Annotated in this window: 11 protein-coding genes; 3 read left to right on the top strand and 8 right to left on the bottom strand. The window is 62.2% G+C overall.

Going from position 1 to position 12,252, the window contains the following annotated elements:
- Nucleotides 1-10: 10 nt before the first annotated feature.
- The 8 genes from AC1RRC_RS26685 to rsmB form a co-directional block, all read right to left on the bottom strand.
- On the bottom strand, nucleotides 11-1,291 hold the full coding sequence (locus AC1RRC_RS26685; protein ID WP_493058638.1) for an EAL and HDOD domain-containing protein: 1,281 nt from the start codon (nucleotides 1,289-1,291) through the stop codon (nucleotides 11-13).
- A gap of 124 nt (nucleotides 1,292-1,415) precedes the next feature.
- Nucleotides 1,416-2,183: a class II glutamine amidotransferase gene (locus AC1RRC_RS26680; RefSeq protein ID WP_493058637.1), complete on the bottom strand. Its 768-nt coding sequence runs from the start codon at nucleotides 2,181-2,183 to the stop codon at nucleotides 1,416-1,418.
- A 93-nt stretch (nucleotides 2,184-2,276) separates the two neighbouring features.
- On the bottom strand, nucleotides 2,277-2,534 hold the full coding sequence (locus AC1RRC_RS26675) for a BTH_I0359 family protein (RefSeq protein ID WP_154375633.1): 258 nt from the start codon (nucleotides 2,532-2,534) through the stop codon (nucleotides 2,277-2,279).
- Nucleotides 2,535-2,609: 75 nt separating this feature from the next.
- Nucleotides 2,610-3,059 (bottom strand): GTPase, encoded by a 450-nt coding sequence (locus AC1RRC_RS26670; protein ID WP_493058636.1) that lies wholly within the window; start codon nucleotides 3,057-3,059, stop codon nucleotides 2,610-2,612.
- Nucleotides 3,056-3,778 (bottom strand): response regulator, encoded by a 723-nt coding sequence (locus AC1RRC_RS26665; protein WP_493058635.1) that lies wholly within the window; start codon nucleotides 3,776-3,778, stop codon nucleotides 3,056-3,058. The genes AC1RRC_RS26670 and AC1RRC_RS26665 overlap by 4 nt, the downstream gene beginning before the upstream one ends.
- Before the next feature lie 94 nt (nucleotides 3,779-3,872).
- Complete coding sequence (locus AC1RRC_RS26660; RefSeq protein WP_493058634.1) at nucleotides 3,873-6,164, bottom strand: sensor histidine kinase; 2,292 nt, start codon at nucleotides 6,162-6,164, stop codon at nucleotides 3,873-3,875.
- A complete protein-coding gene (locus tag AC1RRC_RS26655) occupies nucleotides 6,165-6,686 on the bottom strand; it encodes a DUF4390 domain-containing protein (RefSeq protein ID WP_493058633.1) in 522 nt (173 codons plus the stop codon).
- Nucleotides 6,687-6,789: 103 nt separating this feature from the next.
- Complete coding sequence (gene rsmB / locus AC1RRC_RS26650) at nucleotides 6,790-8,139, bottom strand: 16S rRNA (cytosine(967)-C(5))-methyltransferase RsmB (protein ID WP_493058800.1); 1,350 nt, start codon at nucleotides 8,137-8,139, stop codon at nucleotides 6,790-6,792.
- Nucleotides 8,140-9,099: 960 nt separating this feature from the next.
- Here rsmB and argS point away from each other — a divergent pair.
- From argS to AC1RRC_RS26635, 3 genes are read left to right on the top strand one after another with little or no spacing between them, the layout of a single operon-like run.
- Entirely contained in the window at nucleotides 9,100-10,809 is a 1,710-nt protein-coding gene (gene argS, locus AC1RRC_RS26645) for an arginine--tRNA ligase (protein ID WP_493058632.1), read from the top strand.
- Nucleotides 10,810-10,839: 30 nt separating this feature from the next.
- On the top strand, nucleotides 10,840-11,547 hold the full coding sequence (locus tag AC1RRC_RS26640) for an SPOR domain-containing protein (protein ID WP_493058631.1): 708 nt from the start codon (nucleotides 10,840-10,842) through the stop codon (nucleotides 11,545-11,547).
- Between the two features lie 23 nt (nucleotides 11,548-11,570).
- A complete protein-coding gene (locus AC1RRC_RS26635) occupies nucleotides 11,571-12,251 on the top strand; it encodes a thiol:disulfide interchange protein DsbA/DsbL (RefSeq protein ID WP_493058630.1) in 681 nt (226 codons plus the stop codon).
- Nucleotide 12,252: the final 1 nt, after the last annotated feature.

The following is a 12,252-nucleotide window of genomic DNA, read 5'->3' as shown; positions in this document are numbered from 1 at the left end:
GGTTTTTCATTTAAATCGCGTAGCGCACCACGTTGTCGCTCCACTCGAACGCGGCCACTTCCAGTTCCACCAGTTCGTCGGTCGACATTTCCAGGTCGCGCAAGGTCGGATCGATCTTGTGGTCCATTTCCTCGACCTGCTCCAGGCACTCGGCCAGTTGCAGCAATTCGCCGAAGAAGCCCTGGCGGTACATCAGCGCATCGGCCACTTCATCGATGACCGGGATTTGCGTGAGGATTTCTTCCATCGGCAAGCCGAACAAGGTATCCATCAGCGACATGATGCCGACCGTGAAGGCGATATCCGAGACATGCTGGTGTTTCGGGCGCAGTTTATGGGCCAGCAACTCCAGCAGGCGGCCACGGGTGGTCGCCAGCATCAGCAGCGGCGTCATGCTGTGGCCACGCTTGGCCGGTTCCGCGTACAGCATGATTTGCAGCCAGCGCTGCAACTGGCGGCGGCCCAGGATCGTGACCGCCTGGCTCAGCGAATCAATGCGCTGGCGCGCGCCCACGGCCGGCGTATTCACCAGGCGCAGCAAGTTCAGCGCCAGCGACACGTCTTTCTTGATGGCGCGTTCAATATCGGCATTGTCCGCATCGGACGTCACCAGGGTCATCAGTTCCATCAGCGCCAGCTGCGACGGCGACAGCTTTTTGCCGCTCATGATGATCGGCTTGGCAAAGTAATAGCCCTGGAAGAAATCAAAGCCCAGGTCCAGGCAATTCTTGAATTCGTCGCGCGTTTCGACCTTTTCCGCCACCAGCTTCTTGCCATCCTGCTTGAAGCGGGGCGCCAGTTTCATCAGGGTCGGCAAGTCCGCATTGCGCATGTTCATTTTGACGTACTCGATCAGGGGCAGCAGCGACTGCACCTGGCCGGTTTCCGCCGTCACATCATCGAGCGCGAAACGGAAACCCTGCGTCACCAGTTCCGCCATGCGCGACAGCACCGGCGGCGTGGCTTCCATGTTTTCCGTGATTTCCAGGATGACTTTTTCCTTCGGCAGGAAGCCCCAGATATCGCTCATGATGGTGTCGGCATCGACATTGACGAAACCCAGCGCATCGCCAATGACTTTTTCCATGCCCAATTGCGCCGCGTGGGCAATCACGGACGCCGTGGCGCCCAGGTCGGAGGTGACATTGGCCGGGCCGATCGGAGCGTTGCGGAATAACAACTCATAGCCGAACAACGCCTGGTTACGGTCCAGCAGGGGCTGCCTCCCAAGATAAAACTCACGTACACGCAAGTTTTTCGAGGCGGAATCGTGGGAAGAGAGATCGATCATGGCGTTTTCCTGCTGGTGGGGACTAAAAATGTGCCAGAAGGCAACAGAAACTGATAGTTCTTAGAATTTTCCTGATATTTTGGCATCAATTGCCGCCCTTGTCGCGGAGAATTTCAGCTGGCAACTAACCTTGCGGCAGGCCATCTATAAACAGTTTCAGCTCGCCCTCGGCAAACGCGGTCCACTGTTCATTCGTGGTCAGCGGCTGGGTCACGATCACCGCGACGCGGTCGTTTGGCGTCGTGACTTCGGAAAAGTCCACCTTCACGTCTTCATCCGACAACAGCGCCGTCTCGAACGGATATTGCCGCACCAGGTAATGCAGGTTAGTCGAACAATGGGCCCACAGTTCGCCGCCGGACGACAGCATCATATTAAAGGTGCCGTGCGCGGCAATCTCCCGCACCAGTTCCGTCAGTACCAGGCGCAACTCGTCGCGGCCAGGGCAGCAATCGCCAAAACGACTGCGCAAGGTTTGCAGGATGTAGCAAAACGCCCGCTCGCTGTCCGTGGTGCCGACCGGCCGGTACGCCCCATCGAGGGGCGGCTGGAATTCCTTCAAGTCGCCGTTATGGGCAAAGACCCAGTAGCGGCCCCACAGTTCGCGTACGAACGGGTGGCAGTTTTCCAGGTTCACTTCGCCCTGCGTGGCCTTGCGGATATGGGCAATGACATTCTTGGATTTGATCGGATAGTGCTTGATCAAGTCCGCGATCGGCGAGTTGACGGCCGGCTGGTGGTCGACAAAATGGCGCACGCCGGCGCCCTCGAAAAAGGCTATGCCCCAGCCATCCTGATGGGTATCGGTGCGGCCGCCGCGCATGGCGAAGCCGGTAAAGCTGAACACGATGTCCGTCGGGACGTTACAGTTCATTCCAAGGAGTTGGCACATAGGAGAAACAGGCAAGTTGCTGCAAAACTGCACCTTATCATGTGCCGCGCCCGCAGGCGAGGATAAGCCGGGCAGCCAGCCCGGCACGGGGAATCAATGCAGTAAAACCGGTTGGCTCATCAGGGGTTCATAATTGCCCAGGAATTCATCGACCTCTTCCATTGTTGGCTCACCGGCAATCAGCCGGTTGACATCGCGCCGAAACGTTTGCGCCATCACGCCGGCAATGAAAATCTCGCGTTTCCCACCCTTGTCCACGATTTCATAGCCGCCAAACCGCAGGGCTTCCAGCTCACGGTCGGCGCCAAACTCGACCACGCTGTATTGCTCGCTGTTATAGATCAGGTTCATGTCGTTTCCTTCGCGCTAGTGGCGGACACTGGGCGTGCCGCCTACACCATGGAGGTGAGGGCCTGGCCAGGGAAATCAAGTAAGGCGAACGTGCCAGTTGGCTCCGAGTGTTAGCAACCCAACATAAGGTGCGTTTTCCAGCATGCCGTGCAACTGGCCGGCATGTTCCGCATTAGCCAAGCTGATCAACAACCGCGCCGGCGGACGGCGCAGCAGACGATTCAATGATACGCGCAAAACCAGGTTGCCGGCGCAGCACAGGCAGCCAGGCGCAATCCGCACCACAGTGACATGCGGTCCGCACTCGGCCAGCGCCGAATTGGCGTCCGCCAAACCTTCCAGGATGACGGCGGTGGGAACACCAGGATGCGCCGTAATATCGGCGTGGATGGCGGCTTCACGGGCCCGGGGCGTGGGACCGGTGACAACCGTGGTGATGGTGAGGACGGAAGCGGCCGGGCCCGCGGGCCCGTCCGTTGCACCGCCCCGTGCGCCGGCGGCCAGGCCGCCAGCAGGGGCCGTCATTGGTTTTTCTTGGCCAGCTTGCCAGGCTCGACGCCCAATTGCTTGAGCTTGCGGTACAGGTGGGTGCGCTCGAGACCGGTTTTTTCCGCCACGCGCGTCATGGAACCGCCTTCACGGCCCAGGTGGTGTTCGAAGTACATGCGCTCGAAGGCGTCGCGTGCTTCGCGCAGCGGCAAGTCGAACGACAGGTTGAACATGTGGCCTTCGCCGGCGTTGACACTGGCGCCGCGCACGGCGGCATGGCCTGGCGCCACATTGGCCGCGGCAAACGGCGCGCCGGCGGCAATCGCGCCGTCTTCCGGCGGCGGCGCCACCACCGGACGCGGCGCCATTGCCGGCGCGCGCGCCACTTCCTGCGCGCGGCTCAGGCCTGCCTGCACTGCTTTCAGCAGCTTTTGCATGGCGATCGGTTTTTCCAGGAAATTCAGTGCGCCGATACGCGTCGCTTCGACCGCCGTATCAATGGTGGCGTGCCCCGACATCATGATGACCGGCATGGTCAGCAAACCGTCGCGCTGCCACTCTTTCAACAAGGTGACGCCATCGGTATCCGGCATCCAGATATCAAGCAGGACTAGGTCAGGCGCGCCTTGCGCACGCGCCTCGCGCGCCTGCTGCGCGTTTTCGGCCAGTTGTATCGCATGCCCCTCGTCGCTCAGAATTTCGGAGAGCAACTCGCGGATACCCATTTCGTCATCGACTACCAGAATGTTCGCCATCTATCCCTGCCTTTTATACATTTCGCTGGACATGAAGCATTGTAATGCTTGCACGGCTCGCGATGATTTTATTAGTCTTTCAATATTATGCCAACTACACCGGTGCCAACTTTAACAGCAAAATCAGCATCGATGCGCCACTTCTATCGACGTGGTTCTGGATATCGATCCGTCCACCGTGTTCGTCGATAATCTTCTTCACCATCGCCAGGCCCAGGCCGGTGCCGCGCGCTTTCGACGTGACATACGGCTCGAACGCGCGCGCCAGGATTTTAGGCGCAAATCCGGGGCCGTTGTCCGAAATTATCAGGCGCACGGCAGTCCGGGTTCCCCCGTCCGCGCCCTGGTAATGGATGGCCTCGGTGACGACGTCGATGCGGGGCGCTGCCGAACCAGCCGGCAAGTCCGCCATCGCATCCTGTGCATTCTGTAATAAATTGTGGATGACCTGGCGCATCTGGCCGGAATCGCCCATCACTTGCGGCAAGTCCGGCGCCAGGGCCAGGTGGATAATATCGTTACCTTCGCCGGTAATGTACAGGTTAAGGATCTCTTCCACCAGTGCATTCAGGTCCAGGGATTCAAGGATGGCGGGCGGCGTGCGGGCGTAATCGCGGAAGTCGTCCACCATGCGCTTCATGGCGGCCACCTGGTTGACGATAGTCGAGGTGGCCTTGTTCAGCAGGTCGATGTCCGGCTGCGCTTCAAGCTTGCTTTCAAGCTTGTATTGCAACCGTTCCGCTGACAGCTGGATGGGCGTCAGCGGGTTTTTAATTTCGTGGGCCAGGCGGCGCGCCACCTCCCCCCAGGCGATCGAACGCTGGGCGGAAATCACGTCGGAAATATCGTCAAACACGATGATATAGCCGCTGCCGGATTCGACCGGCAGGCGCGAGCCGCGCATCAGCAGGGTCAGGTCATGTTCCTCTTCGCTGCCAAGCGGACGGGGAATTTCCACCTGGCGCTGCCAGTGCAGGCGCTGCGCATTGCGGCCGGCCGCCGACGAATGGGCGCTCTGCGCGGAAAACGCGGCCACCACGGCATTGGCAAAGTCTTGCAGGGATTCAATTTGCGTCAGTTGCTGGCCGATCAAGGTCACGCTCGAATGTTGCAGGATGCGCTCGACCGAATCATTGCAGGACACCAGCCGGAATTCGCCATCGAGCACCATCACGCCGGCCGACATATTGGCCAGCACGGATTCCAGGTGGGCCTTGGCGTTTTGCAGCGCGGCGCGGTTGCGCTCAACGGCGCTGCGCGCATCGGACAACTGGCGCGTCATGGTATTGAACGATTGCGTCAGCGTGCCCAGTTCATCGGAACTGGCGACGATCGGCCGTGGCGACAAGTCGCCGCCCGCCACCGCCCGCGTCCCTTCAGCCAGCAACAGCAGCGGCTGCGCCAGGTCATTGGCAATCAGGAAGGCCGCCGCAATGGCGCCAAACACCGCCAGCAGCAAGGTCAGCGTCAGCGTCTCGGTATACATCTTGCGCAAGCCGACCCGCGCCACGAACCGCTCTTTATATTCACTGTAGGCCGTACGCAGGATCTTGCCGTTGGCCGCCAGTTGCACCGGCACCGCCTGGATGATTTGCAGGTAGCGCGGCGCCAGGTGCGCGCCACTGGGCTGCACCGGGTCGGGAATCGCGATCAGCACCCGTACCCGCAACTGGTTGGCGGCGTCCGGCGCGGGTGGCGGCGGCGCGCCGATCCGGTCATCGCGCAATTCGCTGCCGTCTTCCGCCATGGCATACGATTGCTCGCTCTTGGCCGTGGCCAGCATCGACGAATTCGGCAAATCCGCCGACAAATTGATGCGCTGCGGCCCGGTGGCGGACACGATCAGCCCGCCTTCGGCATCGACAATGATGGCGCTCTGGGTGCCGGGATGGGTTTTCACGAACCGCGACAGGATCGCGGGCGCCGCATAAAACTGTTCTTCCGCCAGCAGGTTGGACGTCTTTTTGGCTTGCGCGCTGAGGTCGATGACGGCCTTGTCGAGCGCATCGCGCCCCAGGTTCAGGCCCGCATCGAGCGCTTCTTCGATGCGCACGTTGAACCACGATTCAATCGAGTGGGAAACGAATTGCACCGACACCAGGAAGATCACCAGGCCGGGCAGCACGCCGATGCCGGCAAACAGCATCACCAGCCGCGTCATCAGCCGGGAGCCGAATTTGCCTTGCTTATAGCGTGAATACAGGCGGAACAGGGAAACCCCGACCAGTATCAGCAGCGCCAGCGCGACCGCCGCGTTCAGTCCCAGCAGCCAGCCGTAATAGCGGTCAAAAAACCCTGAATTGTCCGACGCGGACGCCAGCAGGAACAGCAAAATGCTGACCAGCGCGCCGGCGACGACGAACGCATACCGCAATGCCGGTGTCACTTATTCCGCCCTGTACTGGAAAGTTTTTTTGCTTTCCAGGCGCCATTCGCTGTTATTGAAGGCATTGACCTGGATCGGCTTGGGCAGGTAGTCGCGGTCCAGGCGCATGCGCAGCGAGACGTTATAGACCTCCCCCACCTTCAACTGATTACGCTGGGCAATCACCCAGCGGCTGGGGCGCCGGATCAGAAACAGCGCGTCTTCCAGGGTGGCAAAACTCTGCTTCACACTGCCAACGATACCGACATGGTATTGCCGGGTCAGCACATTGAATGAAATCGCGGCCGTCCGCTTGACCCGCACGGCTTTTTCATCGACCCAGTACCAGCGCGGCCGGGTCAGCTCGACTTCCGTCGTGAAATACAACGTCACGCCATGCAGCAGCGCATCTTCCAGTCCGTGGTTGAGTTCAAACGAATACGCGGAAGACAGGCGATAGCCCTCTTCCGCCGCTTCAATGAAATTGCGCGTGATTTCGATGGTGTCGTCCGATGCCTGCGCAGGATATGCGCACGCCATCATCAAGAGCAACTGCAGGACGAGTTGTCGAAAAAAGCGTCGCGTCACGAGAAAGCCGGTACGTTGTAAAGCAGATAAATATGGGAATGTAGCAACGACAGCAATATTACGCATCTTTCTGGAACAATGCGTAGTACAAACCGTCATGATCTTGTTCGGCACTGCCGGTTGGCAGCAATTGGCCGGGCGCGTCGAGTCGGGTCGCGCCATGGCGCACCGCGAAAGCGGCCGCCTGCGCCTCGGACTCTTGCGGCCACAACGAACATGTCACGAACAGCAATTTACCATTGGGGGCCAGCATTTTCCAAAGGTTGTCGAGGATTTCACGGGAAAGTGTTGCAAGTTGGAGCGTGTCCGACTTGCGGCGCAGCCAGCGGATATCCGGGTGGCGGCGCACGATGCCGGACGCTGTGCACGGCACGTCGGCGACGATGCGGTCGAATGGCTGGCCATCCCACCAGCTGTCGTGCTGAGCTTCGGCGGGTTGCAGTTGGGCATTGAACCCCAGGCGCTGCAGGTTTTCACCGACCCGTTCCAGGCGTTTGGCATCGGCGTCGAGCGCCGTCATGCTGACGTCGGCCAGCTCGAGAATGTGACAGGTCTTGCCACCCGGCGCCGCGCACGCGTCCAGCACGCGCATGCCATCGTGCACATCGAGCAACGCCGCCGCCATCTGGGCGCCGGCATCCTGCACCGAGACCACGCCATCGTCAAAACCGGGAATCAGGTGCACGCCGACCGGCTTGGCCAGGCGCACCGCATACGGGCCGACCTGGGCCGCGGCAATGCCGGCCTGCTCCAGGGTGGCCAGGTAATCGGCCACCGTGCTGCGGCGTGCATTGACGCGCAGGGTCAGCGGTGGCGCCTGGTTGCCGGTGGCCAGCACCGCTTGCCAGTCTTTCGGGTAGGCGGTGATGACGGCATCGATCCACCATTGCGGGTAATTCCACTGCGCCACCGAATTGCCTTCCAGTGCCTCCAGCAATTCCTTGCGTTCGCGCTGGAAACGGCGCAGCACGGCATTCATCATGGCTTTCGCGCGGGCCGTGTCCGGGTGCGACGACGCCGCCGTCACGGTCTGGTCCACCACGGTGAACTGGCTGTACGCCTCGCTGCCGTCCGCGTCTTTCACCATCAGCGGCAGCGCACAGGCCAGCAATGCGCCCACCATCGGCTCCGGCGCTTTCGGCGCCATGATGCCGACCAGGGCATCGCTCCAGCCCAGCTTGCGCATGGCGCGGTAAGCGATATCCTGGATCGCGCCGCGCGCCTGTGGCGTCGCTTGCGTATCGTTGAACACAATGGCCAGCGCTTGCGGCAGCGCCATACCTTCGCGCACGCGCACCACGGCCGCCGCCGCGCCCAGCAGCGCGAACGCCAGCGAATCGGGTTTGACTTCGGCTTTAAAGCTGGTTTGCGGTGCGGTTTTGAAATCGCGGTGGTAGGACGGGCGCAGGCCGTCTTCGTTGAATTCGGAACGGCGCACCACCTGCGCTGCGGCCGGGCTTGGGGTGCGCGGCGGCGCGGATTTGACTTCGGCGCCACGGTATGGCGCGTGGGCTGCCGCGTCGCGGTTAAAGCGCTCGGTACGGAATGGCGCATCGTCGCCGCTGCGCGGGCTACGCTCGGCGCTGAATGGCGGCTTGCCTGCCGCGTCGTCATTGCGGGGGCCACGCTCGCTGCGGAACGCCGGCTTGCCGCCGGCATCATCGCTGCGCGGACCACGTTCGCCACGGAAGGCTGGTTTGCCGCCCGCATCGTCGCTGCGGGGACCGCGCTCGCCACGGAAAGGCGCGCCACCGGCGGCATCGGCGCGGGCCGGACGCTCGGCACGATAGGGCGCCGGACGGTTGTCCTGGCTGCCGCGTTCCGCACGGAACGGGGCATCGCCCTGGCCATCGCGGCTGCGCGGTGGACGCTCCGGATTAAACGGCGCCCCGCCTGGCTGGCCTGGACGGCCCGCCCCGGCACGGAACGGTTTGCCGCCCTCACCACGCGGCGCGCCGGCGGCGCCTTCTTTCGGCTTGCCACCCTGGTATGGCGTCCCTTTGCCAGCCGGCGGACGGGCGCCTTTGGGCGGCGCCGGCGGCGTGGCTGGCTTGTTCAGTTTGAGGACAGGACGCTGTTTGTTCGACATATTGGAATTCCAGAGAGGGGCGGCGCCCGCCTCCGGTGCAGTCCGGTGCCGGGAACAGCCACATGCGGCTGCCGATCGCGCGTAATACTATATAAAGGCAGCATTGTAACCCGCCTTTGGCCCAATTCTTGCTGGGAACGCGGAATTTGGCGACACCGCTCCACTCCGCCACTCGTTTACACTGGTGGCAAAACAGTATAATGTCGGCTGTTTGACCCCGCGCAAAACCGGGTCACCGCTTAATCAGATTACTTACGCGGCCCCGCCGCCCCAACGAACATGCTCGCCCAACAAAAACAGGAAATCATCGCCCTCTTCAACGCCGCCCTGGCGCCCATCCTCGACGGCTCTGGCGTCAGCGCCAACGTCGTGCTGGAGCGCCCGCGCGATGCGGCGCACGGCGATGTCGCCTGCAATATCGCCATGCAACTGGCGAAGCAGCTGAAAATGAACCCGCGCGAACTGGCCACCAAAGTGGTTAGCGCGCTGCTGGACAACCCTGCCGGCAAAGCGCTGGTGGAGTCGGCCGACATCGCCGGTCCGGGCTTCATCAACCTGCGCGTCACCGCCGCGTCGAAACAGGCGGTCGTCAAGGCCGTGCTGGCGCAGGGCGCGCAGTACGGCAATGCCACGGCCGGCGCCGGCCAGCACGTGATCATTGAATTCGTGTCCGCCAACCCGACCGGTCCGCTGCACGTCGGCCACGGCCGCCAGGCCGCGCTGGGCGATGCGCTGTCGTCGCTGTTCGCGGCGCAAGGCTTTGACGTGACGCGCGAGTTCTATTACAACGACGCCGGCGTCCAGATCCAGACCCTGGCCACGTCAGTGCAGGCGCGCGCGCGCGGCTTCAAGCCGGGCGACGCCGAATGGCCGGAGTCAAGCTATAACGGCGACTATATCCAGGATATCGCCAACGACTTCCTGGCCAGGAAAACCGTCTCGGCTTCCGACGGCGCACCGGCCACGGCCTCGGGCGACGTGGAAGATTTCGAATCGATCCGCGCCTTTGCCGTGACGTACCTGCGTAACGAGCAGGACATCGACTTGCAGGCGTTCGGCGTCAAGTTCGACAACTATTACCTGGAATCGTCGCTGTACAAGGACGGCAAGGTGAACGCCACCGTCGATGCACTGATTGGCTCCGGCAAGACGTTCGAAGAAGAAGGCGCGCTGTGGCTGCGCACCACCGACTATGGCGACGACAAGGACCGCGTGATGCGCAAGTCCGACGGCACCTATACCTACTTCCTGCCGGACGTCGCTTACCACATCCAGAAATTCAAGCGCGGCTTCACCCAGGCCATCAACGTGCAGGGTTCCGACCACCACGGCACCATTGCCCGCGTGCGCGCCGGCCTGCAGGCGGTGGACATCGGCATCCCGCAAGGCTATCCGGACTACGTGCTGCACAAGATGGTCACCGTGATGAAAGATGGCGCCGAAGTGAAAATCTCCAAGCGCGCCGGTTCCTACGTGACGGTGCGCGACCTGATCGAATGGTCGGGCGGCGGCGACATCACCAAGGGCCGCGACGCCGTGCGCTTCTTCCTGATTTCCCGTAAAGCGGACACCGAGTTCGTGTTCGACGTCGACGTCGCACTGAAAACGTCGGATGAAAACCCGGTGTATTACGTGCAGTACGCGCACGCCCGTATCTGCCGCATGCTGGAACAGTGGACCGGCAACGAAGCGGACCTGGCCAGTGTCGACCTGTCGCCACTGACCGCGCCGACCGAAGCCACCCTGCTGGCCACTTTGGCCGCGTATCCGGAAGTGCTGGCGCGCGCGCAAGCGGAACTGGGCCCGCACCAGATCGCGTTCTACCTGCGCGACCTGGCCGCCGCGCTGCACAGCTTCTATTTCGCCGAGCGCGTGCTGGTGGACGATGAAGCCGTCAAGATGGCCCGTATCGCACTGATGGTGGCAACCCGCCAGGTGCTGCGCAACGGCCTGGCGCTGATCGGCGTTTCAGCGCCAAACAAGATGTAATCGAGGACTAATCGAGGAATTATCGTACCTATGCATTTCCGTTTCCGTCTGGCCCCGCAGCGCGCGCAGCAGGGCAACACCCTGGTTGGTATCGTCATCGGCCTGGTCATCGGCCTGGTGATCGCCGTCATCGTCGCGCTGGTGATCAGCAAGGGTTCATCGCCCTTCACCGACAAGTCGGGCAAGGTGGGGAAACCCGCCGAGCCGACCGCCGGCCAGATTTCGGATCCAAACAAGCCTATGTACGGCAACAAGGATGCCGTGCGCGAAGCTGCGCGCGAATTCTCCAAGGAAGCGGGCCAGCCTGCCGAAGGCGTACCGCCACCAGCGGCGCCGCCCGCGCATGCACCGGCGCAGCCGCCGAAGGATGAATTGCAGCAGGTGGTGGAGCGCATCGAGGCCGCCGCCAAGAACAAGCCTGCTGCGCCGGCCGCAGCCCCGGCCGCGCCGGCGGCCGCTCCTGCCACTGCGGCGGCGCCTGCCGCGGCCGCCGGCGACGACAAGTATGTGTATTACCTGCAGGCCGGCGCGTTCCGCGAAATGGCCGATGCGGAAAACCAGCGCGCCAAGCTGGCGCTGATGGGCTTTGAAGCCGCCATCTCGGACCGCAGCACGGACGCCGGCGTGCTGCACCGCGTGCGCACGGGCCCCTACACGCAAGTGGAAGCCATGAACAAGGCGCGCAGCAAGCTGTCTGAAAACGGCGTCGACGTATCCGTCGTACGCAACCAACGCTGATTTTGTCCTGATCGGGAGCGAGCATGCGGTTCTTCAAGCAATTGCGGAGTGTGGCTGCATTGGCCGTGTTATCCGTGGCGGCGTTCGGCGCCGCCGCATCGCCACAGAGTCCGGCCAGCGGTATGGAATATGCGGTCCTGCCCGTGGCGCAGCCGGTCGCCGCCGGCAAGAAAATCGAAGTGCTGGAATTCTTCGCATACTGGTGCCCGCACTGCAATGCGTTTGAACCATTGCTGGCCGACTGGGTGAAAAAACAGGGCGACAACATCGTCCTCAAACGCATCCACGTGCCCAAGGGCGACCTCACCTTGCCGCAGCAAAAACTGTACTTCACGCTGGAAGTCATGGGCTTGGCCGAACAACACCAGGCCAAGGTGTTTCACGCCATGCACGTGCAGCGCGAAAAATTCACCAAGGACGAGCAGGTGTTCGACTGGGTGGCAAAGAATGGTTTCGACCGCAAGAAATTCATCGACACCTACCGCTCGCTGCCGGTGCAAAACCGCGTCAAGCAGGCCGACAAGGCGATGGCCGAGTACGGCATCGATTCCTGGCCTGCCATCGTCATCAACGGCCACTACCGGACCTCGCCACAGCAGGCCGGCGCGTCGCTGCCGGCTTCCGAACCTGAAATCGAATACTACAAGGCCGCGTTGACGGTGACGGAGCACCTGGTGGCCAAGGCCAGGGCGGAAAAGAAATAGG

Source organism: Pseudoduganella sp. GW821-FHT12E03, from assembly GCF_058807115.1.
Note: the sequence above shows the minus strand (reverse complement) of the source record. Positions and strands in the feature narration are given on the sequence as shown.

Excerpts from the sequence above, each read along its gene's own strand:
- AC1RRC_RS26685 (WP_493058638.1), bottom strand. The coding sequence starts at position 1,291 with ATGATCGATCTCTCTTCCCACGATTCCGCCTCGAAAAACTTGCGTGTA.
- AC1RRC_RS26680 (WP_493058637.1), bottom strand. The coding sequence starts at position 2,183 with ATGTGCCAACTCCTTGGAATGAACTGTAACGTCCCGACGGACATCGTG.
- AC1RRC_RS26675 (WP_154375633.1), bottom strand. The coding sequence starts at position 2,534 with ATGAACCTGATCTATAACAGCGAGCAATACAGCGTGGTCGAGTTTGGC.
- AC1RRC_RS26670 (WP_493058636.1), bottom strand. The coding sequence starts at position 3,059 with ATGACGGCCCCTGCTGGCGGCCTGGCCGCCGGCGCACGGGGCGGTGCA.
- AC1RRC_RS26665 (WP_493058635.1), bottom strand. The coding sequence starts at position 3,778 with ATGGCGAACATTCTGGTAGTCGATGACGAAATGGGTATCCGCGAGTTG.
- AC1RRC_RS26655 (WP_493058633.1), bottom strand. The coding sequence starts at position 6,686 with ATGATGGCGTGCGCATATCCTGCGCAGGCATCGGACGACACCATCGAA.
- argS (WP_493058632.1), top strand. The coding sequence starts at position 9,100 with ATGCTCGCCCAACAAAAACAGGAAATCATCGCCCTCTTCAACGCCGCC.
- AC1RRC_RS26640 (WP_493058631.1), top strand. The coding sequence starts at position 10,840 with ATGCATTTCCGTTTCCGTCTGGCCCCGCAGCGCGCGCAGCAGGGCAAC.
- AC1RRC_RS26635 (WP_493058630.1), top strand. The coding sequence starts at position 11,571 with ATGCGGTTCTTCAAGCAATTGCGGAGTGTGGCTGCATTGGCCGTGTTA.